The 21,557-nt window shown below is 69.6% G+C and carries 25 protein-coding genes; 17 read left to right on the top strand and 8 right to left on the bottom strand.

Annotated elements, in window-relative coordinates:
- Positions 1 to 101 precede the first annotated feature (101 nt).
- Genes AB0H43_RS37475 through AB0H43_RS37465 form a run of 3 tightly spaced genes read left to right on the top strand, consistent with a single transcriptional unit; the run spans position 102 to position 2,832 of the window.
- Positions 102 to 1,130, top strand: coding sequence for an ATP-binding cassette domain-containing protein (locus tag AB0H43_RS37475; protein WP_360007993.1), 1,029 nt, complete (start codon positions 102 to 104; stop codon positions 1,128 to 1,130).
- The gene (locus AB0H43_RS37470) at positions 1,127 to 1,900 is read left to right on the top strand and encodes an ABC transporter permease (RefSeq protein ID WP_360007990.1); all 774 of its coding nucleotides are present in this window, start codon (positions 1,127 to 1,129) and stop codon (positions 1,898 to 1,900) included. Before AB0H43_RS37475 ends, AB0H43_RS37470 begins: the two co-directional genes overlap by 4 nt.
- Positions 1,901 to 1,947: 47 nt before the next feature.
- Positions 1,948 to 2,832 (top strand): siderophore-interacting protein, encoded by an 885-nt coding sequence (locus AB0H43_RS37465; protein WP_360007987.1) that lies wholly within the window; start codon positions 1,948 to 1,950, stop codon positions 2,830 to 2,832.
- Between the two features lies 1 nt (position 2,833).
- Here the strand turns inward: AB0H43_RS37465 and AB0H43_RS37460 are convergent, their stop codons facing one another.
- On the bottom strand, positions 2,834 to 3,598 hold the full coding sequence (locus tag AB0H43_RS37460; RefSeq protein WP_360007984.1) for an aminotransferase class IV: 765 nt from the start codon (positions 3,596 to 3,598) through the stop codon (positions 2,834 to 2,836).
- Between the two features lie 10 nt (positions 3,599 to 3,608).
- Positions 3,609 to 4,169 carry a TetR/AcrR family transcriptional regulator gene (locus AB0H43_RS37455; RefSeq protein WP_360007981.1) on the bottom strand — a complete coding sequence of 187 codons (561 nt, stop codon included), beginning with the start codon at positions 4,167 to 4,169 and terminating at the stop codon, positions 3,609 to 3,611.
- 89 nt (positions 4,170 to 4,258) lie between these two features.
- Here AB0H43_RS37455 and AB0H43_RS37450 point away from each other — a divergent pair, with 89 nt between their 5' ends.
- A complete protein-coding gene (locus AB0H43_RS37450; RefSeq protein WP_360007978.1) occupies positions 4,259 to 4,669 on the top strand; it encodes an organic hydroperoxide resistance protein in 411 nt (136 codons plus the stop codon).
- A gap of 96 nt (positions 4,670 to 4,765) precedes the next feature.
- Here AB0H43_RS37450 and AB0H43_RS37445 read toward each other — a convergent pair whose 3' ends face one another.
- On the bottom strand, positions 4,766 to 5,245 hold the full coding sequence (locus AB0H43_RS37445) for an anthrone oxygenase family protein (protein WP_360007976.1): 480 nt from the start codon (positions 5,243 to 5,245) through the stop codon (positions 4,766 to 4,768).
- Positions 5,246 to 5,306: 61 nt separating this feature from the next.
- Between AB0H43_RS37445 and AB0H43_RS37440 the strand changes: the two genes are divergently transcribed.
- From AB0H43_RS37440 to AB0H43_RS37425, 4 genes are all read left to right on the top strand, one after another.
- Positions 5,307 to 6,287 carry a LysR family transcriptional regulator gene (locus tag AB0H43_RS37440; protein ID WP_360007973.1) on the top strand — a complete coding sequence of 327 codons (981 nt, stop codon included), beginning with the start codon at positions 5,307 to 5,309 and terminating at the stop codon, positions 6,285 to 6,287.
- A 210-nt stretch (positions 6,288 to 6,497) separates the two neighbouring features.
- Positions 6,498 to 7,298: an alpha/beta hydrolase gene (locus AB0H43_RS37435; RefSeq protein WP_360007970.1), complete on the top strand. Its 801-nt coding sequence runs from the start codon at positions 6,498 to 6,500 to the stop codon at positions 7,296 to 7,298.
- Between the two features lie 117 nt (positions 7,299 to 7,415).
- On the top strand, positions 7,416 to 7,706 hold the full coding sequence (locus tag AB0H43_RS37430; protein ID WP_360007967.1) for an adhesin: 291 nt from the start codon (positions 7,416 to 7,418) through the stop codon (positions 7,704 to 7,706).
- Between the two features lie 84 nt (positions 7,707 to 7,790).
- Positions 7,791 to 8,381, top strand: coding sequence for a TIGR03086 family metal-binding protein (locus tag AB0H43_RS37425; protein WP_360007965.1), 591 nt, complete (start codon positions 7,791 to 7,793; stop codon positions 8,379 to 8,381).
- Here AB0H43_RS37425 and AB0H43_RS37420 read toward each other — a convergent pair.
- Positions 8,361 to 8,876, bottom strand: a complete 516-nt coding sequence (locus AB0H43_RS37420; RefSeq protein WP_360007962.1) for an AAA family ATPase — start codon at positions 8,874 to 8,876, stop codon at positions 8,361 to 8,363. The genes AB0H43_RS37425 and AB0H43_RS37420 overlap by 21 nt on opposite strands.
- A gap of 59 nt (positions 8,877 to 8,935) precedes the next feature.
- Here AB0H43_RS37420 and AB0H43_RS37415 point away from each other — a divergent pair, with 59 nt between their 5' ends.
- The 6 genes from AB0H43_RS37415 (at position 8,936) to AB0H43_RS37390 (ending at position 13,866) form a co-directional block, all read left to right on the top strand.
- Positions 8,936 to 9,763 (top strand): alpha/beta hydrolase, encoded by an 828-nt coding sequence (locus tag AB0H43_RS37415; protein WP_360007959.1) that lies wholly within the window; start codon positions 8,936 to 8,938, stop codon positions 9,761 to 9,763.
- Positions 9,764 to 9,850: 87 nt separating this feature from the next.
- A complete protein-coding gene (locus AB0H43_RS37410; RefSeq protein WP_360007956.1) occupies positions 9,851 to 10,567 on the top strand; it encodes a MerR family transcriptional regulator in 717 nt (238 codons plus the stop codon).
- A gap of 71 nt (positions 10,568 to 10,638) precedes the next feature.
- On the top strand, positions 10,639 to 11,595 hold the full coding sequence (locus AB0H43_RS37405; RefSeq protein WP_360007954.1) for a glycosyltransferase family 2 protein: 957 nt from the start codon (positions 10,639 to 10,641) through the stop codon (positions 11,593 to 11,595).
- On the top strand, positions 11,592 to 12,704 hold the full coding sequence (locus tag AB0H43_RS37400; protein ID WP_360007952.1) for a glycosyltransferase: 1,113 nt from the start codon (positions 11,592 to 11,594) through the stop codon (positions 12,702 to 12,704). The genes AB0H43_RS37405 and AB0H43_RS37400 overlap by 4 nt, the downstream gene beginning before the upstream one ends.
- Before the next feature lie 417 nt (positions 12,705 to 13,121).
- Positions 13,122 to 13,676, top strand: coding sequence for a DoxX family protein (locus tag AB0H43_RS37395; protein WP_360007951.1), 555 nt, complete (start codon positions 13,122 to 13,124; stop codon positions 13,674 to 13,676).
- A 28-nt stretch (positions 13,677 to 13,704) separates the two neighbouring features.
- Complete coding sequence (locus AB0H43_RS37390) at positions 13,705 to 13,866, top strand: hypothetical protein (protein WP_360007948.1); 162 nt, start codon at positions 13,705 to 13,707, stop codon at positions 13,864 to 13,866.
- 226 nt (positions 13,867 to 14,092) lie between these two features.
- Here the strand turns inward: AB0H43_RS37390 and AB0H43_RS37385 are convergent, their stop codons facing one another.
- Positions 14,093 to 14,605 (bottom strand): cupin domain-containing protein, encoded by a 513-nt coding sequence (locus AB0H43_RS37385; RefSeq protein WP_360008114.1) that lies wholly within the window; start codon positions 14,603 to 14,605, stop codon positions 14,093 to 14,095.
- Positions 14,606 to 14,686: 81 nt separating this feature from the next.
- Here AB0H43_RS37385 and AB0H43_RS37380 point away from each other — a divergent pair, with 81 nt between their 5' ends.
- Both AB0H43_RS37380 and AB0H43_RS37375 read left to right on the top strand, forming a co-directional pair.
- Positions 14,687 to 15,298, top strand: a complete 612-nt coding sequence (locus AB0H43_RS37380; RefSeq protein ID WP_360007947.1) for a helix-turn-helix domain-containing protein — start codon at positions 14,687 to 14,689, stop codon at positions 15,296 to 15,298.
- Between the two features lie 285 nt (positions 15,299 to 15,583).
- Complete coding sequence (locus AB0H43_RS37375; protein WP_360007944.1) at positions 15,584 to 16,207, top strand: hypothetical protein; 624 nt, start codon at positions 15,584 to 15,586, stop codon at positions 16,205 to 16,207.
- A 43-nt stretch (positions 16,208 to 16,250) separates the two neighbouring features.
- Here AB0H43_RS37375 and AB0H43_RS37370 read toward each other — a convergent pair whose 3' ends face one another.
- Entirely contained in the window at positions 16,251 to 17,558 is a 1,308-nt protein-coding gene (locus AB0H43_RS37370; RefSeq protein WP_360007942.1) for an EAL domain-containing protein, read from the bottom strand.
- Positions 17,559 to 17,665: 107 nt separating this feature from the next.
- Here AB0H43_RS37370 and AB0H43_RS37365 point away from each other — a divergent pair, with 107 nt between their 5' ends.
- On the top strand, positions 17,666 to 19,216 hold the full coding sequence (locus tag AB0H43_RS37365) for a serine/threonine-protein kinase (RefSeq protein ID WP_360007940.1): 1,551 nt from the start codon (positions 17,666 to 17,668) through the stop codon (positions 19,214 to 19,216).
- Here the strand turns inward: AB0H43_RS37365 and AB0H43_RS37360 are convergent.
- On the bottom strand, positions 19,200 to 20,204 hold the full coding sequence (locus AB0H43_RS37360; RefSeq protein WP_360007938.1) for a serine/threonine-protein kinase: 1,005 nt from the start codon (positions 20,202 to 20,204) through the stop codon (positions 19,200 to 19,202). The genes AB0H43_RS37365 and AB0H43_RS37360 overlap by 17 nt on opposite strands.
- Positions 20,201 to 21,304: an FHA domain-containing protein gene (locus AB0H43_RS37355; RefSeq protein WP_360007936.1), complete on the bottom strand. Its 1,104-nt coding sequence runs from the start codon at positions 21,302 to 21,304 to the stop codon at positions 20,201 to 20,203. Before AB0H43_RS37355 ends, AB0H43_RS37360 begins: the two co-directional genes overlap by 4 nt.
- Positions 21,305 to 21,557: the final 253 nt, after the last annotated feature.

Here is a 21,557-nt window from a genome sequence, read left to right as displayed (position 1 = left end):
AACCAGAGCGAACCGAACCGCGAGGCGGCCCGATTGCCCGGTCGCACCAGCAAGGATAACCGTCTCGCCGGTGCCGGTACGCGTACCCACCGGAGGAGAAGATGCGAGACACCGCAGGGCCGGCCGTCGTGGCCGAGGCCCTCGTCAAAACCTATCCCGGCGACGTCCGGGCGCTGGACGGGCTGTCGTTGACCGTCCAGCCGGGCGAGGTGTTCGGGCTGCTGGGCCCGAACGGCGCCGGCAAGTCCACCACGATCAAGATTCTGACCACGCTCGCACGTCCCGACAGCGGGACGGCCACGGTCGCCGGGTTCGACGTGCTGCGCGAGCCCGATCGCGTACGCCGGGTGATCGGGGTGGTGGCGCAGCGCTCGGGCGCCGATCCGGCCGCCACCGGCCGGGACAACCTGATGCTGCAGGGCCGCCTCTACGGGCTGTCCGGCGCCGGCCTGAAGAAGCGGGTCGCCGAACTCCTGGATCGGTTCGGGCTGACCGAGGCGGCGGGGCGGCCGGTCAAGGCGTACTCGGGCGGGATGCAGCGACGGCTGGACGTGGCGCTGGGCCTGGTGCACCGCCCGCAGGTGCTGTTCCTCGACGAGCCCACCACCGGGCTCGACCCCGAGGCGCGGGCCGCCCTCTGGGCCGAGATCGCCCGGCTGGCCGCCGACGACTCGCTGGCTGTGGTCCTCACGACGCACTACCTGGACGAGGCGGACCGGCTGGCCGCCCGGCTGGCGATCGTCGACGACGGGCGCGTCGTCGCCGAAGGCGAACCGGAGGCGCTCAAGGGCGAACTCCGTGGCGACGCCGTTCACCTGCGGCTGCGGCAGCCCGCCGGAAACGAGGTGGCGACGGTGCTCGGCGAGCTGCCCGGCGTGCGCGAGACCACCGTGGACGGTGCGACGGTCAGCGCCCGCGCCGACGACGGCGCGGCAGCCGTGCCCGGCATCCTCGCCGCGCTCGACCGGGCGGGCGTACCGGTGGCGGCGGTGACCGTCGCCCGTCCGTCGCTGGACGACGTCTACCTGCGCTACACCGGACGCCGGTTCGACGCGGAGAAGACCGGCGCGAAAACGGCCGGGCAGACGGACGAGCACGTGGGCGAGCAGACGCTGGAGGTGGCGGCATGAACCTGCTGACGCAGACCTGGTGGATGACGCACCGGCGGCTCAAGGCGCTGTTCCGGCAGCCCGCGGTGCTCGTCATCACGCTGGTGCAACCGGCTGTGTGGCTGTTCCTGTTCGGGGCGTTGTTCAAGCGGATCGTCGAACTGCCCGGCTTCGGCTCGTCGTCCTATCTGGACTATTTGATCCCGGGGGTCGTCGTGATGAACGCGGTCTCGGCGAACATGTGGTCCGGCATGGCCGCCATCGACGAGATCGATCGCGGCACGCTGAACCGCTTCCTGGTCGCCCCGATCCGCCGGAGCGCCATCGTCAACGCGGGAGTCATCGAGGCGGCGGTCAGCACGATCGTCCAGTCGCTGATCATCGTGCTGCTCGGGTGGCTCGCCGGGGCGCAGTTCCCGGGCGGCGTCGGCGGCGTCGCGGCGCTGCTGGCGGCGTGCGTACTGCTCGGGACGGTGTTCAACGGCTTGTCGACCGCGATGGGCTTGGCCGTGCGCCAGCGCGAGACCATCATAGGCCTCAGCATCTTCCTGCTGCTGCCGCTGACCTTCCTGTCGACGGCGTTCATGGCTCGGGATCTGATGCCCGGCTGGATCCAGCACGCCGCGGCGGCGAACCCGGTGAACTGGGCGGTCGAGATCGGCCGCACTGCGCTGAGCGCGAGTCCAGACTGGGCGGCGACCGCGCGGCTCGGCGGCGGGCTGCTCGTCCTCGCGCTGGCACTGGTCGGCCTGTCGATCCGCAGCTTCCGCGGCTATCAGAAGTCGATCTGACCGGAGGCGCTTGACACGGTGAGGGTAGCCTAACCTATCCTCACCGTGTGCCGTTCCGCCTCTTCCCGGTCCGCGTCGTCCGGGTCACGCCCCTCAGCCCCTCCTTCGTCCGGGTCACGCTCGGCGGCGAGTCGCTGCGCGACTTCGCCGACAACGGCTACGACCAGCGGTTCAAGCTCATCCTGCCGCTGCCCGGCCGGGGGGTGCGCGATCTTCCGGTCACAGACGACTGGTACGCGCAATGGCGTGCCCTGCCGGCGGAGCGGCAGAATCCGATCCGCACCTATACGGTTCGCGCCGTGCGTACGGAGCCGGCGGAGGTGGACTTCGACGTCGCGCTGCACGGTGTGACCGGTCCGGCGTCCCGCTGGGCCGGCGAGGTCCAGCCGGGCGACGAACTGGCCGTCTACGGCCCGGACGCGTTGTACGGCGGCGTCCACGGCGGGATCGACTTCCACCCGCCGGCCGTGCTCGGCAGCGTGCTGCTGGCCGGGGACGAAACCGCCGTACCGGCGATCGCGGGGATCCTCGAACGGCTGCCCGCCGACGCGCAAGGCGTCGCGCTGATGGAGGTGCCGGTCTCCGGCGACCACTTGCCGATCGCCGCCCCGGCCGGAGTGTCCGTGACGTGGCTGCCCCGCGACGGCGCGGCGCACGGCGTACGGCTGATCGCGGCGGTCCGCGCGGCCGCGGAGCGGATGCTCCCGGTGCCGGTCGGCGCCGGTGCGTCCACGTTGGAGGATGTCGACGTCGATCAGCAGCTGCTCTGGGAGGTCCCCGAGGTCGTCCCGGACGGCCGGTACGCCTGGCTCGCCGGCGAGGCCGGGGTCATCAAGACCCTGCGTCGAGCGCTGGTCACCGAGTTCGGCCTCGACCGGGGCTCGGTGGCGTTCATGGGCTACTGGCGGCAGGGCAGGGCCGAGGGCGCCTGACCTAGATCGGATCGGCCGGCGCCGACTCGTAGGCCCGGTGCAGTTCGCGCATCAGCTCGGCGTCCACGGCGTACTCGTGGTCGCCGATCCGCGTCACCGCCGAGATACCACGCGAGTTGGTGACGAACGCACTGGTGAAATCGGTGCACTGCGTCAGGCGTATCACTTGATGCAGCTGGGGAGGCGCGAGCCGGGGCTGGACCACCTGGAGCGTGATCCCCCGCAGCATGGGGGCCTCCGGCCAGACGATGCGCGCGCCGTCCCAGAAGCCGACGTTGGCGATGCCGGCCTCGGCCACCGCGCCGCCGGGGGTGACGAGCAGTGCGTCGCCGAAGCCCGCGCGCGCCGCGTGCCGACCCCAGTACGCCTGCCCGAAGTCGTTGGTGCGCTTGAGATGCGCCACGGTACGCGAGTAGTCGACGGGCAGCAGGCTGGTCGTCGCGGGGGAGTGGAACGGCGGGCGGACGGTGACCACCGTGGTGACCGGATCGCCTGGCTGTTCACCGAAGATCAGTACGCGCACCGACGCGTCGGCGAGGTCGCCGAGCGCGTGCCGGATGAGCGCCCGGACATGGTCGCCGTCGAGCCCGGCGTCGAACATCTCGGCGTTGGCCTGGGTGAGCCGGTCCAGATGCAGCTCGAGACCCCGCACGCGACCGTCGCGGACCTGCATCGCGGTGAAGTGCCCATACGGTGCCAACGCCAGCGTCTGAAGCTGGGCGGGCGTCGGAGCGGCGCCGTCGATCTCGACGGTGATCAGGTCCACCCGAGTCAGCCTAATTCAGTACGCGCGTGACGGCGTCTCGCGTGACGGCTCGCAGCGCTTCGGTGTCGTCGAGATCGCTGCCCACGGCGACACCGTCGCGCAGCAGCATCAGGACGCCCGCCCCCCGGTCCGGGTCCGGATCGCCGGCCGCGGCCAGCAGCTCGCGGAAGGTCGCGCGGGTCCACGCGCGCTGCTGCTCCACGATCTGGCGGACGGGATCGCGCGGATCGGGATACTCGGCCGCGACGTTGATGAACGGGCACCCCCGGTAGCCCGGATCCGTGCCGAACTTGATCATGTATTCGAAGATCTCGGCGATCGTCTCCTGTGGCGTCAGCGCACGGGCGCGGACGACGCCGAACGACTCCCGCTGGCGGGCGTATTGCTCGTCCAGATAGGACCGGACGAGGTCGTCCTTGGCGGGGAAGTGGTGGTAGAAGGTCGCTTTCGCCACGCCCGCCTCGGCGATGATCCGGTCGACGCCGACGGCGTGGACGCCCTCGCCGTAGAAGAGCGCGGTCGCGGTGTCGAGGATGCGCCGGCGGGCGGGGCTCTCCTTGACGGTCGTCATGGCTTGACTTTACCAGACAGGTCTGTCTATTCTCGGCCCAACATCGAACAGACAGGTCTGTCTGGTTCCTCTCCCGAAAGGTGCGTCTCATGAGCGTGTACACCGCGGTCGCCACCTCCGCCGGCCGGGACACCCGCGCGGTGACCAGCGACGGCCGCCTCGACGTCAAGCTGGCCCTGCAGAAGGAGTTCGGCGGCGACGGCGACGGCACCAACCCGGAGCAACTGTTCGCCGCCGGTTACGCGGCCTGCTTCATCTCCGCGCTCCAGGCGACCGCCCGGCGCCGCCGGATCGACGCCGGAGGCAGCGCCGCCACCGCCGAAGTCGGGCTGCACCACCACGAGGACGGCAGCTTCTCGCTGTCCGTGGTGATGCGTGTCGAGCTGCCCGACCACCTCGCCGGTGCACCGGGCGAGGAACTCGTCGCGGCCGCCCACCAGGTGTGCCCGTACTCGAACGCGACCCGGGGCAACATCCCCGTCCAGATCGTCATCGAGTAGCTCGGCTCGCCGCGTTGGGCGCTGGATCAGGGTTCTCGGTCGAATCTTGGCTCAAGATTCGGCCCGGAACCCTGATCCAGCGCCAAGCCGGGGCCGCTAGAGGCGGACAGCGGCGACGAAGACCAGGACGATCGCGATCACGCCCAGCACCGTACGCGCGGTGTGGCGGGCGATCCACGGCTGCTCGAACCAGCCACGAGCGGCGGCCAACTCCTCATCGGACGCGGTCGGCACGTCGACCGCGTCGAGCCGCTTGTTCAGCGGGATGTTCTGGCTGACGGTGACGCCGAACGGCCCCACGACGTACGCGATCGACGCGGCGAGCAGCCAGCCGAACGCGCCCGTCCCGGCGGCCAGGATCGTCGCGAGCGGCAGCAGCAGGACCGGCCCGAGGAAGGCGGGCAGGAAGACGGGGTTCACGATCCGCAGGTTCGTCTTCTGCACGACCGTCACATAGGTGCGGTCGTCGACGAGCTTCAGCGCGAGGTTGTTCGCGACGGCGAAGCAGAAGAGGAGACCGCCGGTGAGCGCGGTCAGCGTCCCGGCGAGGATGACGACGAAGTCCGTGAAGTCCACGTGCCCACGATAGTGAACGGCGACCTGGTACTGGCCGTGGCTGGAGTCGTAGCATCATCCAATGCGGGTGGAACTCCGCCACCTCCGGGCGGTGTGCGAAATCGCCGACGCGGGCAGTGTCACCAAGGCCGCGGCCCGGCTGGGGCTGGCCACGCCCGCGTTGACCACGCAGCTGCAACGGATCGAGCGCATCTTCGGCGGCCGGCTGTTCGACCGCGACCACACCGGCGTACGCCCGACCGAGCTGGGCGAGCTGGTGCTGGCTCGCGCCCGGGTGCTGCTCCCGGCGGCGCAAGGGCTGGAGGAGGAGGCGACCCGGCTTGCCGAGAGCCTGTCGCAGCCGGCCGAACCGGCGGCGTACCGGCTCGGGGCGGTGAACGGGCCGCTGATCGGCGGGCTCGTCGCCCGGCTCAGCGCCGATCAGCCGGCCGCGCGGATCACCTCCCACCCGTCGTGGTCCACGGTAGAACTCCAGGAGATGCTGCTCGGCGACAAACTGGACTTCGCCCTGGTCGGCATGTGCGGCGGCGCGCTCGGCGAGGCGCGGTCCGAGCTGAGCGCCCGGCTGTCCTGGGAGCTGATCGCCGACGCGCCCGTGTTCATCCTGTTGTCGGCAGACCATCCGCTGGCCGCGTCCGACGAGGTCGATCTCGCTCAGCTGGCCGACGCGTTCTGGGCGGCCACCCCCGGGGACGGCTGCTTCGCCGACTGTTTCGCGGCCGCCTGCGCCCGTGCCGGGTTCGCTCCCCGCCCGATCTTCGAGACCGACGTCGGCGGCTGCATCGACCTCGTGCGTACGGGGGACGCGGTCGCCCTGTGCCAGCCGACCTTCCGGGGTTCGCCGGGTGTCGCGGTGGTGCCGCTGCGCTCCGACGGGCTGCGGTGGCGTCACCTGATCGGGTGGCGACCGGGGTCGGCGGCCTCGGCTGCGGCCGATCAGGTCGTGGGTCACGCGCGCTCCGCGTACGCCGACGCGGTGGCCCGGAGCACGGCGTACACCCGATGGCTGCGGCATCATCCGGAGCCTTATCCCGCGCGATAAGACCTCCGTGACAACTCTCGGCCCGGCGATCATCCCGCTAGCGTTCGCCGCATGACACGTGATTTCTACGCCCCGTAGCTCCTTCGGTGAAGACTCCGGTTCGACTCCCCTCGGCGGCCGTGCCCCGCCACGGCGGGCGTGTCGGTGCGGTGCGTGCCGCCGCGCCCGCCACCACCTACTGGGGAGACTTGCCGGGCGTAGGTTGGGGGCATGGATCTTCTGCCGTTCATGCCCCGACCTACGGTGACGCACCCGGGCATCGTGGTCGCCGACCCGCCTGGGTACCGCCCGCTCCAGCTGGATCTGCACATTCCGGCGGGTGAGGGGCCCTTCCCGGTGGTGTTCTGGGTGCATGGGGGCGGGTGGATGTCCGGCAGCCGGGTCTGGCTGCCGGACTCGATCTCACCGTTCGGCTTCCACCAGCGCCTGGTGGACCGGGGCTACGCCGTCGCCGACGTCGACTACCGGCTCGGCCGCGAGATCTCCTTCCCGGGGCAGCTCGACGACGTCCAGGCGGCCATCCGCTGGGTCCGGGCGTACGCCGGCCGGTTCGGGCTGGACGCGGACCGGTTCGCGACGCTGGGCGAGTCCGCCGGCGGTCAGCTCGCCGCGCTCGCCGGGCTGCTGGGCAGCGGGGACACCGCAGTGCAGGCGGTCGTCGACTGGTACGGCGTCTCCGACTTCGTCGCCTTGCGGGGCCGCGACGATCCCGGCGACAACGTCGCGATGTATCTCGGCGGAGCGCTCAAGACGGTGACCGAGACCGCCCGGGCGGCCAGCCCGGTGCATCGGGTGCACGCGGGCGCGCCGCCGTTCCTCGCCGTGCACGGCACCGACGACCAGGTCGTGCCGTTCGCACAGTCGGTCGCGCTGGCCGAGGCGCTGCGCGGGGTCGGCGTACGCTGCGACCTCCTGGCCGCCGAGGGCGGTGACCACTGCTTCGTCGGATACGCCGACATCGGCGGGCTGATCGACGCCGGCATCGACTTCCTGGACGACGTCTTGAAGTGAAAGCCGCGCTGCCTACCCCGATGCTAGGCGGATAAACCCGGCGAAACGCTTGAATAGGTGGCCGGATGCGGGCACGTTGGAGCTTTGCCCAGAGTCGTCACAAGAAGGGCTCTCCACATGCTTGCCGTAACCGAGCGCGCCGCGGACGCCATCCGCGCGCTGACCGACGCACCCCAGATCCCGGACGGGTCCGGGCTGCGTATCTCGTCCGGAGAGGGTGCGGGCACGCTGCAGCTCAGCCTCGTCGCCGCGCCCGCCGACGGAGACCAGATCCTGTCCAGCGGGGACGCCCTGCTGTTCCTGGACTCCGATGCCACGCTCCTGCTGGACGAGAAGATGATCGACGCCACGATGACCGACGGCGGCGAGATCCAGTTCGTCCTCGCCGACCAGGAACTCGACCGATAGTCCGTTCCGTTTGCGCAACGCCCCAGCCCGGTCTCGGCCGCGCTGGGGCGTTGCGTGTCGGATGTCCCGGATAGCATTCGGCGCATGGCGATCAAGAAGCTCCAGGACCTGCACAGCCGGGCGATGCGTGCCTGCGCCGGTGCGGTCGCGCAGGCGACCCCGGCCGATCTGGGCCGCCCGACGCCGTGCGCGGGCTGGACGCTGGCCGACCTGCTCGCCCACATGACGGTGCAGGACCGCGGGTTCGCCGGCGCCGCGCGCGGCGCGGTCACCACGGTCGACGACTGGCATCCGGTGGATCACGGCGACGAGGCGATCAACCGCTACGCCGAGGCCGCCGCAGACGTCGAGCGGGCGATCGCCGAAGACGGCGTGCTGGAGCGCGACTTCGTGATCCCCGAGTTCACCACGGGCCAGCCGATCAAGGGACCCAACGCCGTCCGGGCCCACCTGATCGACGCCGTCGTGCACGGCTGGGACGTCGCGCGTACCTTGGGCGTGTCGTACGAGCTGGACGACGACGTGCTCGCCGAGTCACTCGCGATCGCCGAGTCCATTCCCGATGGTGACAACCGCGGCACGTTCTTCAGCCGAGCCGTGGCCGCCGATCCGCAGGCCGCGCCGCTGGATCGGATCGTCGCGCATCTCGGCCGGTCACCGGCCTGGCCGGACTGACGCGATCCGGCTCGCCAGCGCCACGAAGTCCACATCGGACGAAGTGTCGACCCGCAGGACCGGGCCGAGCGCCAGCGGTTCGGCGCGCAGCGCCCAATCGGGCCACGACTCCGCCAGACGCCGGTCGTCCTCATAGTGCGCCGGTCGCTCGCGGCTCGCGTACCGCCGCCTGGCGATCTCGACCGGGACGTCACACCACAGCTCGACCACCGCGGCGCCGCGCAGCCCGGCCCGCGCGAACTCAAGGTCGCGTGGCCGGAACCACCACGACTCCAGCACCACCGTTCCGGCCATGCCCGCGATCAGCGTGTAGGCCGCCTCCATCGCGGCCGCGCCCAAGGCTCGCGCCGGAACCGCCGGGAAGAGCGCCTGCAGGCCGTCCTTCACGACGTCCTTCGAGATCACTTGTACGCCCAGCGCAGCGCCCAGTCCGGTCGCCAGCGTCGACTTTCCCGAGCCCGGCAGCCCGTTGACCATCAGCAGCAGATCAACCACCGGACGAGGATCTCACAAACCCGCCACATGCCTTCTGACCTGCGAATACGCTCAACCGAATGAGTACCGGAACGGTCACCACCCAAGACGGCACGAAGATCTTCTACAAGGATTGGGGGACCGGGCAGCCGGTGGTCTTCAGCCACGGCTGGCCCCTGACGGCGGACGCCTGGGACGACCAGATGTGGTACGTCGTCTCCAACGGCTTCCGGGCAGTCGCCCACGACCGGCGCGGCCACGGCCGCTCGAGCCAACCGTGGGAAGGCAACGACCTCGACACGTACGCCGACGACCTGGCCACCGTGATCAACGACCTCGACCTGCGCGACGTCGTGCTCGTCGGGCACTCGACCGGTGGCGGTGAGATCACCCGCTACATGGCCCGCCACGGCACCGACCGGGTGGCGAAGGCGGTCCTCGTCGGCGCGATCCCGCCGCTGATGCTCCAAACCGACGCGAACCCCGAAGGGACGCCGCGCAGCGCCTTCGACGAAATCCGCGCCGGAGTGGAACGCGACCGCTCGCAGTACTGGCACGACCTGAGCATCCCGTTCTACGGTGCGAACCGCGACGGCGCCCAGGTCAGCCAAGGCCTTCGGGACCACTTCTGGCTCCAGGGCATGACGGTCGGCTTCAAGGGCGCATACGACTGCATCAAGGCGTTCTCCGAGACCGACCTGACCGAGGACTGCAAGAAGATCGACGTGCCGACGCTGATCATCCACGGCGACGACGACCAGATCGTGCCGATCGTGGCGTCGGCGAACAAGTCGTCCAAGCTCATCAAGAACAGCGAGCTGAAGGTCTATAAGGGCGCGCCGCACGGGTTGACCGCGACGCACCAGGACGAGTTCAACGCCGACCTGCTGGCCTTCCTCAAGGCCTGACATCCGCTCGTACGCCCGTCGGCGCGGCCCACGTGGCCGCGCCGATGTCTTGCACCTGACGCGGCGTCAGGGCATAGCGTCCGAGGCATGGAGCAACGTCGGTGGCGAGTCGGCGAACTGGCCGCCGCCACGGGCCTGACCGTGCGGGCCCTGCATCACTTCGACGAGATCGGGCTGTTGTGTCCGGCCGAGCGATCGTCGGCCGGACACCGGCTCTATACCCCCGCCGACGTACGCCGGCTGTATCGGATCGTCGCCCTGCGGCAGCTCGGCATCCCGCTGACCGACATCGGCCACTCGCTGGACGGCGAGCCCGACGATCTCGCGTACGCGGTGAGCCGGCAGCTGGAGCACGCGGAAGCCGAGCTGACCCGCTGGGAGCGCGTGCGACGCCGGCTGGTCGCGCTCGACGCGGCGCTTCGGCAGGCGGACCTGCCGGTACAGGAGCTGCTGGACACCATGGAGGTCATCGTGCGGGAGCGGTACTTCAGCGACGAGCAGCTGGCGCGGATGAAGCAGCGGCACTCGGCCGGATTCGGCGAGTGGATGGCGTCGATCGCGGCCCTCGACGAGCGGGCCGCCGAACTCACGGCGGCCGGAGTCGATCCGAGCGCGGAGGAGGCGCGCGAGCTGGTCCGGCGGTGGAACGCCGTGATGGCCGAGATGAGCGGCGGCGACCGGGCGATAGTCGCGCGCATGTACGCCAAACTCGACGGCCGGGGTGCGCCGGAGGCGTCGAAGGGTCTGCTGTCGCAAGCCTCCTGGGAGTATGTGCGAAGCGCGCTGATGCTTGCCACGCTTTAGCAGCACCGCGTACGCCGCGGGGCAGCCTGTCGTTCACCTTCGCGACGTGATCGGACCCTAGCGTCGGCCGAATGCAGGTCAGTCCACGGGTGAGCGCCGTCATTCCGACGTTCGGCCGCCCCGAGCTGGTGGTGCGCGCGGTGCGCAGCGTCCTGGCCCAGACGATGGCCGACCTGGAGGTCGTCGTGGTCGTCGACGGCCCGGACGAGGCGACCGGCCGAGCGCTGGCCGGGCTCGGCGATCCCCGGGTGCGGGTGATCGAACTGCCGGAGAAGGCTGGCGCGCAGAACGCCCGCAACACCGGCGTACGCGAGGCGCGAGCGCCGTGGACGGCCATGTTGGACGACGACGACGAGTGGTTGCCGGAGAAACTGGCCAAGCAGCTCGCCGCCGCGGAGGCGAGTGGCGCATCCCGCCCGATCGTGGCGAGCCGGCTGCTGAACCGAACCCCGCGAGCCGAGTACGCCATGCCGCGCCGGTTGCGGCAGCCGGGCGAGCCTTGGAGCGAGTACTTCACCGTACGCCGGGGGCTGTTCCACGGTGAGGGCTTCATCCAGACCTCGACGATCATGGCGCCGACCGAGGTGTTGCGGCAGGTTCCGTTCGCCCCGAAAGTGCCCAGGATGCAGGAGCTGGACTGGACCCTGCGGGCGCTGGCCGTCGAGGGCACCGAGCTGCTCTACGTCGAAGAGCCGCTGGTGATCTGGCATCAGGACGAGGACCGGCCGCGGATCAGCTTCGAGGCGAAATGGCAGCAGTCGCTGGACTGGCTGCGGCGCAACGAGTCGCTGGTGACGAAGAAGGCGTACGCCGCGATCGTGCTGAGCGTCGTCAGTTCCATGGCGGCGCAGACGCGCAGCCCCAAAGTGTTCTGGCTGCTGCTCCGCGAGGCCCAGTGCAGGGGCCGCCCGGGATTCATCGACTACGTGACGTTCCTGCAGATCTGGCTGATCCCGCCCGGCCTTCGGCGTACGCTCCGCGACAAGGCCTTGTCCAGAACGTCCAGTCCTCAGGCAGAGTTGGTGTGAGCGGTTCGGTCCTCATCTGGCGCAGCAGCATGCTGCCCGCCTCGGAAACCTTCGTCCGCGCGCAGGGTCTCGCCCTGACCTCCTGGCGGCCGACTTTCGGCGGTGCGGTGAAGGTCGACTCGCCGGTCGCGGCCGACTCGGATCTGATCGTGTTCCCGGAGACGTCGGTAGGTCGCCGCGCGCTGGTGGCGCTGAAGCTCACCGGACGCTCGGCGCTGCTACGTGCCGCGCTGCGGCGCCTGCAACCCGACCTCGTGCACGCGCACTTCGCCGGAGACGGCTGGATGATCAGCGGCGCCGCAGCGGAGGCGGGGATCCCGCTGATCGTCACCGTCCACGGGTACGACGTGACCCGGCTACCCCGGGAAGCCGGGCCACGCGGCGTCCGCTACCGCCTGCATCTGCGTACGGTGTTCGCCCGCGCGTCGGTGATCCTCGCCGTCTCCGGCTTCATCCGCGACAAGGCGGTCGAGTTGGGAGCCGATCCACGGAAGGTACGCGTACACCACACCGGGGTCGCGCTCGATCCCGCACCGCACACCGATTCAGCGGAGAAGCGGTGGGACCTGTTGTTCGTCGGCCGGCTCGTCGAGAAGAAAGGTGCCGACGACCTGCTCACCGCGATGTCGCTGCTCGACACCAAGCCCCGGCTGCTGCTGATCGGCGGCGGCCCCCTGGAGGACTCGCTACGGCAGCGTGCGGTCGATCTCGGGCTCGACGCGACCTTCCTCGGCGCTCAGCCGCCCGAGGTCGTCCGCCGCAGCATGGCCGAGTCACGGATCTTCGTCGCCCCGTCGAAGACCGCGGCCGACGGCGACAGCGAAGGCCTGCCGACGACCATCCTCGAAGCCGCCTCCCACGGGCTCCCCACCGTGTCCACTCTGCACAGTGGCATCCCCGAAGCAGTGCGGCACCAGGAAACCGGCCTCCTCGGTCCCGAAGGCGACCCGGTCGCGCTGGCGGCCAACCTGCGGCGGCTGCTCGCCGACCCCGGGTTGTGCGCGACAATGGGTGAAGCTGCCCACGCTTTCGTCACTGAGCACTTCGACCTCGTCCGGCAGACCGCCGAACTGGAGAAGATCTACGACTCGGTCGCTAGGCCGCGCTGACTGGACCACCGGTCGCGGATCGTGATCCTGGCCGCCGCCCCGCTCATCGCCGCACGATGGGCCGCGGGCCGGAGCCCGCCCGTTCTTCCCGTCATCGCCCGCCCGCGTCGGATCCGACACGGGCGAGCGGGCCGGCCGAGGCCGTTCTTCTTTGACGACGATGTGATCGAGGTACGGCACGCCGACGAGCCGACGGTGCGCCGGATGACGGCGCTGGCGATGTCCCTGGGCGCCAAGGTCGTCGACGACGAGGACCAGGCCGCCTGACCATCGTCTCGCTATGGGCCGTGTGCGGGGTGGCTCCGTGGCCGGTTCCGTGACCGGATCCGTATCCGTCACGGATGTAGGACCGCCGCCCTGTCGAGATCCTTGAACACATCGGGCCACCCCAGCCCACGACTCAAGGAGTGATCGGACATGACTTCTCAGATCAGCGCGGATGTGCTCGCCGTCGGCACTGAGCGGCGGCGTACGCGGATCACCGGAAACGGCGTGCTCTGGGCGCTCCAGGCGCTGCTGGGTGTCTTCTTCGCCGGGAGCGGGTTCGGCAAGGTGCTGCTCTACGACGACGCCCTGTACGCCGCAGCGCCGCAGGCCGTCGCCTGGTACGCCGCCGTGTCGCAGCCTTTGATCGTCTTCATCGGCGTCGCCGAGGTGCTGGGCGGCGTCGGTGTGCTCCTGCCGGCGATGACCCGCGTGCGGCCGAGCCTCACGCCCCTCGCCGCGGCCGGCCTGACGCTCACGATGATCCTCGCCGGTGGCTTCCACGTCGTACGCGGTGAGTTCGACCTGCTGCCGTACAACATCGTGCTGGGCGCGGTGGCCGCCGTCGTCGCGGTCGGCCGCTGGACCAAGCGTCCCATCGCGCCGGCGCCCCTGACCCGTGGCCGAGTAGTTCTGTCGCTGGTGATCGTCGCCCTGCTGGTCCTCCTGGTGTTCGCCCCCACCTGGTATTCGATGAGCCGATTCTGATCATGTGCCTCGGCGTAGACGACGTCCGGTGACGATGCCGGACGTCGTCGTCTGCGTGCCGCCTGACCTTCTCAGCCACGCACTACGGGCGAGCGACGTACGCCGTCTTGGCGTCGCCGGAGAAGCCGCAGGCCCGATAGAAGGCGTGAACTGCGCGTTGCTCGAGCCGGTCATCGGCGTCACCTTGTAACAGCCGGCGGCCCACGCCGCCTCATACGCGCCATCGTCCAAGACGGGATCGCTCGGCTGCAGCTGCTGATAGAGCCTCAACACGTCTCTGAAGTCGTTGGGGCCGGCGACGCGGAACACGCGGCGATCCTACGTGACGAGGAATTTCCTTCGTGGCCACGCCGCCGCCGCGGTCGTTGCGGCGAGGCATGGCGCGCGAACGTGCCTCGGGCGCGACGCGATGTCGGTTAGGCGAACGGGTCGCGCAGGTCGTAGCGGTCGATCAGGCTGGACATCCACTCCGGGCGGTGCAGCTCGAGGCCGAACTGTTCGGCGAGCTCCATCATCGTCGGCACCGGTGGTGGCCCGGCCGAGACGAGGTCGGCCATGGCGTGAAAGAACTCCTCGAACCCGGCCGGTGTGATGACCTCGATCATGCGCGCGGGCTCCTTGCCGGCATTCCACATCGTGTGGATCTCATTGCGCGGCTTCGTGATGTAGCCGCCAGGGCCGAGGACGACCTCCCTGTCGCCGGACCGGAATCCGATTTCGCCTTCCGTGACGATCGAGAACTCGTCTTCGCGCGTGTGCAAGTGGGCTGGGACGAGCGCGCCGACCGGGAACGGATGCTCCACGATTGCGATCTGGCCACCGGTGTCGCGACCCCACAGTTTGAACTCCACGCCGATGGTGCCAAGGTCGCCAGTCTGACCTTGACCGGGCGGTACGACGGTCAGCGGAGGCGTTTGCATCTGGGTCATGATGATCACCTGTCCTCTGAATTTCGAGATACAGTGGTGTTTAGTGAAAGCATCCTCCGTGCCAGGTCGAGGTGTCAAGAGTTGAGTGAACAGGCGCGTTCTCCGAAATCGCGTGGGTACCGGATGACGAAGCGAGCCGAGCAGGTCGACCAGACGCGGCAGCGCATCGTCGAAGCCGCAGTCGAGGTCCACGGCACCGTTGGTCCGGCCGCGGGCGGCATCTCGGCCATCGCCGAGCGGGCCGGCGTCACCCGCTTGACGGTCTACCGCCACTTCGCTGACGACGAGGCCCTGTTCGCCGCCTGCTCCGAGCATTGGCTGGCCAGCCGTGTCCCACCCAACCCCGGCATCTGGACCGCCATCGAGGACCCGGCGCAACGATTGCAGACGGCACTGGCCGACCTCTACCGCTTCTATGCCGACGGCGAGCCGATGCTCACCAACATCTATCGCGACAAGGCCTCGGTGCCCGCTGCCTTTCGCGTCGGCCTCGAAACGCGCGATGAGGCCCTCGCCGATCTGATCGCGCAGCCGTTCACTGGACCGGCCGCCGACCGCCGCCTGGTCCGCGCGCTCATCGGTCATGCCACGTCGTTCTGGACGTGGCGCTCCCTGTGCGTAGGTCAAGGGCTCACGCAAGCACAAGCGGTACGCGCAATGACCGCGCTGGTCCTGAGCCACGCCGAGCATTGATTCACTGCCACCGAAGGCAGGAGAAGACGGCGGTGAAGGTGAGGCTGTACCAGCCGCTGCTCAGGTTCGGATCCGTTGAGGTGCAAGGATTGTAGACGAAGTCGTTGGTAGTCGTGATCGACTGCGGGGTCAGCGCGCGGGCCGACGCGTGTGGCGATCAAGGCAGCCGCCCTGCCGGGTCGGGTGAATTGGTGATGGGTTAGCTTGTGTGCCACGGGGGCTGCTGTTGTGGCCGCGCACAGGCTTGCCACCCGAGGGAAGGCTTCTTCGATGACTTCGTACACCGTGACGATCGCGCCGGACGATGCTGATCTGCCGACGACGACCATCCGCTTGGATGTGGCGGGTGCCGCGGCGTCGATCCGCGAACTGCGGCTGATTCCCGGCACGGCGGGCGGTCTGACGCCCGGCGAGTTGCCGGTGCTGGACATGAATCAGCTTGTCGCGGCAGTGGTCGCCGCAGTCGCACCAAGCTCGGTGGCTGGTCAGACCTCAGTAGCGCCACAGACGCGGAAGGCGCAGCCGAGAAGGGCTGACGCGGGCGGTGGCATGCGAAAGCGTAAGGGTCGATCCACCTCTGAAGATGTCGCTCCCCCGGCCCTCCGGAAGAAGTCGGCGGCCACCGGATCCGCAGCCGGCCCAGCTGCATCGGTTACGGCCGCGAAGACCGTTGTCGACACAGCTCCAGGTGCGAAACGAGCTGCGAAGAAGAAGACGGCGGCGACGAAGGCGGCTGATGCGGCGAAGTCGGGCAGCCGGACGTACCGCAGAATGCCGGAAGACTTCGCCGAGGTGACCCGTCAGGCGGGGGAGAGCGCCGCGGTGATCGCCGACCACTACGGCGTCCCACGGCACACCGCGTACGGGTGGATCCGCAGCGCCCGAGCGAAGGCTGTCACAGCAGGATGAGCTGATAGCTGGACGGTCTCCGACGACCGTGTCGTGGCGGGTGTCAAGCCGGCTGCGGCACGGGGTGACGCGTGAGGAACTCGGCGAGTTCGTGGCGTGGCAGCGGCTGCGAGATGTGATACCCCTGCACGTACGCGACGCCCAGTTCGGCGAGCATCGCCAGCTGCCGGGGGTGTTCGACGCCTTCGGCGGTCACCCGGATATCGAGGCGCTGACCCAGATCGGCCAGCAACTCGACGATCGTGCGATCCCGGTGACTGTCGGCCATCCCGGCGACGAACATGCGGTCGATCTTGAGGCCGTGGATGGGCAATGTCGACATGTACCGCAGGTTCGTGGCGCCGGTGCCCATGTCGTCCAGGGTGAACCGGACTCCGTCGGCTCCGAGCCGCGTCAGCCGGTTGGCCACCTCGACCAACGCCGGGAGATCGGCGTCCTCGGGCAGTTCCATGCGCAGCCGGTCCGGTGCGAGGCCGGTGGCGGCGAGCGTATCGCCGATCATGGCGTCGAAGTCGGTGCGTAGGGACGCGCGGGAGAGGTTGACGTTGATCCACTGCGGCGCCTGCGCGCCGAGTTTGGTGCGTAGCGCGGCGAGGTCCTGGCACGCCTGGCCGAGAACCCACCGATCGAGCGTCGGAAGACTGCCTTCGCGAGCGAACGCGGGCATGAACCGGTCCGGCGTCAGCAAACCCTGAGTCGGATGCTCCCAGCGCACCAACGCCTCCGCTGACACGATCGAACCGTCGCGCGTGCTCATGATCGGCTGGTAATAGACGCGCAGCTGCCCGGTGTCGATCGTGATGTCGGCGGCTTCGTGAAAGCTCGCGTCGTCCAGGCGACCAGACCTACCGGGGCGAGCGGCGCGCTCAGCGAGCTCGCCGAACAGCTTGCTGATCGGCAGTATTCCGATCTCACCATCGGGCAGCTCGACGAGCAGATCGTCATGTCGGTCGGCGGCGGGGTCGGCCAGCACCAGCTGGGCCGTCGTCGCCAGGCTGGTGTCCCAAGCCACGCGCAGGACGTCCCACGCGGCGGCGTCCCCGACAGGCTCAACGTCGGAATATGCCTCACTGAGATGCGCGCGGGGGACGATCCCGAAGCGATCGCCGTCGCGCACGACCGCAGCCGAGGCCTCGGCTCGCAGCCGAAAGACAGAGGCCAGCTGCCGAGCGGTCATCGTCGCCGGCACCGTGACCGCCGGCGCCGCCAGCGAACCCACGTGCTCCGCGAACCTCACCAATCCCCTACCTTTCCCCTGGTAACGCTCAGCCGTCAACGCTAACAATCGTGCGGATGGAGCGTTGGCCGCTAGGTCGGTTATAAGAGCAATGTCTGGTATGGGATAGCGCATCTCACAGTGGGCGCCTTCAGGAACGAATCTCCCACACCATCCAGCCGGTCAACCGGCCCATCCCTGCGAACACTGCCACCAGGCGACCGTGCTCTAAACTGCTGCGCGTGGTGTCCACTTTGAGCGATCGCGACCCGGCGGAGATCGGCGGCTACCGACTGCGGGCCCGGCTCGGGGTCGGCGGCATGGGCGAGGTCTATCTCAGCTTCGCCCCGGGCGGGCGGCCGCTGGCGATCAAGGTGGTCCGCCGTGAGTACGCCGACGATCCGGCCTTCCGCGCCCGGTTCGCCCAGGAGATCAGGGCGGCCCAGGACGTCTCCGGCAGATTCACCGCGCCGGTGCTTGAAGCGGGGCCGGACGCACCGGTGCCGTGGCTGGCGACGGCGTACGTAACCGGCCCGACGCTGCTCGACGCCGTGCGTTCCCATGGACCGTTGCCCCTGTCCACCGTGCGATCGCTGGTGGCCGCGGTCGCCACCGCCCTGCAGACGATCCACGCCTGCGACGTCGTCCACCGCGACCTCTCGCCGGGCAACGTCATCCTCACCGCCGACGGACCGAAGGTCATCGACTTCGGCATCGCCCGGGCAACCGACGTCACCCAGTCGGTCGTCTCGCGTACGCCGCTCGGCACGCCCGGCTTCATGGCGCCCGAGGTGGCACTCGGGCAGCCCGCATTACCCGCCTCCGACGTGTTCGCCCTGGGCGGGATCGCGTTCTTCGCCGCGACCGGGCGATCAGCGTACGGGGACGGGACGTTCGCCAGCCAGTTGCTGCGGGTCACCAGGGGCGAGGCAGACTTGGCCGGCTGCCCGCCCGAGCTCCGCGACCTGGTCCAGCGATGTCTTTCGGTGAATCCCCTCGATCGGCCGGGTACGCACGAGATCGTCACCGCCTGCGGCGGCACGCCACGGCCGGCGGAAGGCTGGCTGCCGCCTACGATCACGATGGACATCGCCGCGCGTGCGGCCGAGCTGGCGCATATCGCGGCTCAGCCCGCGCCGTCGGCGGGCACGACTGTGGGGTTGTCCAGACAACGCAACGGTTCGTGGCGGTGGCTGATCGCCGGGGGAGTGGTGGTGGCGCTCGCCGCCGCGTTGCTCGTCGGCGTGAAGCTAGGTTCGGGCTCGGCGGCCCAGCAGACATCCGGCACCGGAACCGGCGTGACGGCTACCCCCTCGCCGACACCGGCCTCGCAGGCCACTGCCAGCGCGGCCACGTCCGGGCAGCCGTCGTCCTCGCCGTCAGCGTCGCCCTCGCCGGCGACGGACACTGTGCAATGGACCGGCACCATCCGGATCAACAGAGAAGGCGTCGACCTGGACGTCGTGCCACCCGTGGTGGATCCCAATGGCGGCACGATCGATCTTGTTCTCGGGCTGACCAACGCGACCGAGTCCACCATCGACGGCATCAGCAGCGGGAACTACACGAGCGTGGCGATCCTGCCGGACGGCACCCCGGCGAGTCCACGCACGTGCAACGACCTGATCTCCACCGTCGGAACCGACCGTGTCCAGGTCCGCAAGGGCTCGACCCTGTGCTTCAAGACGGACAGGGGTCTGCTCGGCATCGCCACCATTACCAAGATCACCGGCGGCTTCACCTACGGGGACACCGCGACTGCGACGGTCTGGGCGACTACCGAGTTCGCCTGAGATCGGCGTAGGCGTTCATCCGGCGTACCAGCTGATGCTCGGAACCCAACGCGGCCTGAGCCCGCCCGAGCAACCGGACCAGCGCGAACGCCGCGCGGGCCTCCTTGCCCTCGGCGAACAGGGCCTGAACCTGGGCGAACTGCTCGGTGAGCCGGGCCGTGACCGCCTCCGCCGCCGCACCGGCCCCACCAAGGTCTGCCAGCGCGTCGCGGACCTGAGCGGAGTCGGGCCGGTCGGCCGGGTCGATCGCGAGCATCCGGTGGATCAGGTTCGCCAGGTCTCGGGGCACATCGGGCCGGCGATCGAGCAGCGACGGTGGTTCCTCGGCGGTGACCCGCTGGAGGTAGGCGTTGAGACCGTCCTCCAGGCCGAACGGCGGCTTGCCGCACAGGACGTTGTAAAGCGTCGCGCCCAGCGCATAGACGTCAGCCGGCGGCGCCGGATCCAGATCGTCGAGCTGCTCCGGTGACATGTACCCGGGCGTGCCCAGGACGTGCCCGGTCTGGGTGACCGGAGTCAGCCCGCCGAGCGGCTTGCGGGCCAGGCCGAAGTCGCAGAGCTTGATCACGTCCCCGTCGAGGACGAGGTTGCCGGGTTTGATGTCGCGATGCACGATCGGGTCCGGCCGCGTGTGCAGCACGGTGAGCGCACCAGCGATCGCAACGCCGTGCCGGGCCGCCTCGTCGAACGGGAACGGTCGGCGGTCGTACGCGAGCTGGGCCAGGCTCGGCCCACTCAGTCGCTGCATGACGACGTAGTCGGCCCCGACGTCCAGGATGAACACCACGTTGGGGTGCTGGATGTCGGCCAGGACCGCAGCCTCGCGCCGCAGCCGGGCTAGGGACGCCGGATGCGGCTCCTCCTTGAGCATCTTGATCGCCACGTCGCGGCCGAGTTTCGTGTCCCGGGCCAGGAAGACCTGACCGTGCCCGCCCGCGCCAAGAGACTCCCCGAGCAGATAGCGGTCGTCCAGACAGGTGCCTTTCATCGGCGTACTCGCACAACTCTGGTCTGTGCGTCCAGCGGCGGCCCTGGCACCGGCGCCGGACGCGGCTCGGGCGACTCGTCGAAGACATAATGCCTCCCGCTCACCACCAGCTTCACCTTGTCGTGCAGGGCGACCGCGTCCCGTGGGTTCCACCGCTCGGATACGCCGGGAGTCAGCTTCCGGCCCTTGACGCGTACACCGTTGCTGCTCTGCAGATCCATCACCGTCAACGTCACCCCGTCCCAGGCGACCTCCGCGTGGCGGCGGCTGATCTCGTTCAGCAGGCCCGGCGGCACGTGTCCGGCCAGCAGCGGCCGGCCGACGATCAACGACTTGTCAGGGCTCACGAGAAGGCGCTGGACGACCTTGCCGCTCACTGAGACCTTCACCTGGATCGGGCGGATGAGCGGGCCCAGCTCGACCATCGTGCGACGGTGGGTGGGGCAGCACACCTTCCCGCTGCGGTATGCGGGTAGTGGCTGGTCGTGGGTGCGTTCGGCGCCGAAGAGCGGGCACTCCGGCTCAGGACATCGCCACGCCCGCGTCAGCGGTTCCCGGCGCAGGCGGCGTTCCCTGTCGTACAGACCGGCCGCCCGCAGCAGGTCGTGCTCCTCCGCGCTGGACAGCTGATGTTCCGGGAAGACCGGGATCTCGCGCGCGATGACCCTGATGCCCGCGCCGTCGGGCTGCATGCCGAGGAAACGGTCGGTGTTGCCCGGGATCCAGGGAAAGATCCGATGCTTGTCCTTGTAGTTGTCGTGGCTGACGACTTTCGCCCCGGTCACGTCGGCGATCTCCAGCACCCGGTCGTCGGCGCCGTCGCGTGCCTCGATGCGCCCCGACTTGATCCAGCGCAGGAGCGTGGCGCGTTCGGGCTCGCTGAGCAGATCACGATTGCGCCACAGCGACCAATCGGTCACCGCGTGCACCTTGACCGTGGCGTCGCCGAGAAACGTTCGCAGACCCTCGATCAGTGCGGGCAGGCGCGCCAGATCGGCCTTCCGATCGCTGCACAATCCCGTCCGGCGGACCACGTTCGACAGATCGAGCACCACGTCGGTGGCATCGGGGATGGTGGTCAGGTGCTCCTCAATCCGCACCGTCTGCACTGTACCGCCAATACGCTATCCGGGCATGCGGCGCTACGGATGGCGAGTGACGGCGCAGCATGCAGCCACCTCCGCGACGGCGGAATGAGGAGATCAGCCTTGGCCTGCGGGCCGGAGCCGCTGGTCGCGGCTCCGGCCGAGGAGATCAGAGGGTGGTTTCGCCGGTGAGGCCGAAGAAGTCGTGCCATTTTGTGCTGGCGGTGAAGGTGGTTCCGGTGGACAGGGCGACGTAGACGTCGTTGGT

Source organism: Hamadaea sp. NPDC050747, assembly GCF_040654195.1.
Classification (GTDB): domain Bacteria; phylum Actinomycetota; class Actinomycetes; order Mycobacteriales; family Micromonosporaceae; genus Hamadaea.
Note: the sequence above shows the minus strand (reverse complement) of the source record. Positions and strands in the feature narration are given on the sequence as shown.

What these genes read in the sequence shown, in the direction of transcription:
- AB0H43_RS37430 (WP_360007967.1), top strand. Translation starts at nt 7,416, where the DNA reads ATGCTTGCCGTAACCGAGCGCGCCGCGGACGCCATCCGCGCGCTGACC.
- AB0H43_RS37395 (WP_360007951.1), top strand. Translation starts at nt 13,122, where the DNA reads ATGACTTCTCAGATCAGCGCGGATGTGCTCGCCGTCGGCACTGAGCGG.
- AB0H43_RS37435 (WP_360007970.1), top strand. Translation starts at nt 6,498, where the DNA reads ATGGATCTTCTGCCGTTCATGCCCCGACCTACGGTGACGCACCCGGGC.
- AB0H43_RS37455 (WP_360007981.1), bottom strand. Translation starts at nt 4,169, where the DNA reads ATGACGACCGTCAAGGAGAGCCCCGCCCGCCGGCGCATCCTCGACACC.
- AB0H43_RS37385 (WP_360008114.1), bottom strand. Translation starts at nt 14,605, where the DNA reads ATGACCCAGATGCAAACGCCTCCGCTGACCGTCGTACCGCCCGGTCAA.
- AB0H43_RS37410 (WP_360007956.1), top strand. Translation starts at nt 9,851, where the DNA reads ATGGAGCAACGTCGGTGGCGAGTCGGCGAACTGGCCGCCGCCACGGGC.
- AB0H43_RS37440 (WP_360007973.1), top strand. Translation starts at nt 5,307, where the DNA reads ATGCGGGTGGAACTCCGCCACCTCCGGGCGGTGTGCGAAATCGCCGAC.
- AB0H43_RS37370 (WP_360007942.1), bottom strand. Translation starts at nt 17,558, where the DNA reads ATGCGCTATCCCATACCAGACATTGCTCTTATAACCGACCTAGCGGCC.
- AB0H43_RS37425 (WP_360007965.1), top strand. Translation starts at nt 7,791, where the DNA reads ATGGCGATCAAGAAGCTCCAGGACCTGCACAGCCGGGCGATGCGTGCC.
- AB0H43_RS37405 (WP_360007954.1), top strand. Translation starts at nt 10,639, where the DNA reads ATGCAGGTCAGTCCACGGGTGAGCGCCGTCATTCCGACGTTCGGCCGC.
- AB0H43_RS37475 (WP_360007993.1), top strand. Translation starts at nt 102, where the DNA reads ATGCGAGACACCGCAGGGCCGGCCGTCGTGGCCGAGGCCCTCGTCAAA.
- AB0H43_RS37360 (WP_360007938.1), bottom strand. Translation starts at nt 20,204, where the DNA reads ATGAAAGGCACCTGTCTGGACGACCGCTATCTGCTCGGGGAGTCTCTT.
- AB0H43_RS37415 (WP_360007959.1), top strand. Translation starts at nt 8,936, where the DNA reads ATGAGTACCGGAACGGTCACCACCCAAGACGGCACGAAGATCTTCTAC.
- AB0H43_RS37450 (WP_360007978.1), top strand. Translation starts at nt 4,259, where the DNA reads ATGAGCGTGTACACCGCGGTCGCCACCTCCGCCGGCCGGGACACCCGC.
- AB0H43_RS37470 (WP_360007990.1), top strand. Translation starts at nt 1,127, where the DNA reads ATGAACCTGCTGACGCAGACCTGGTGGATGACGCACCGGCGGCTCAAG.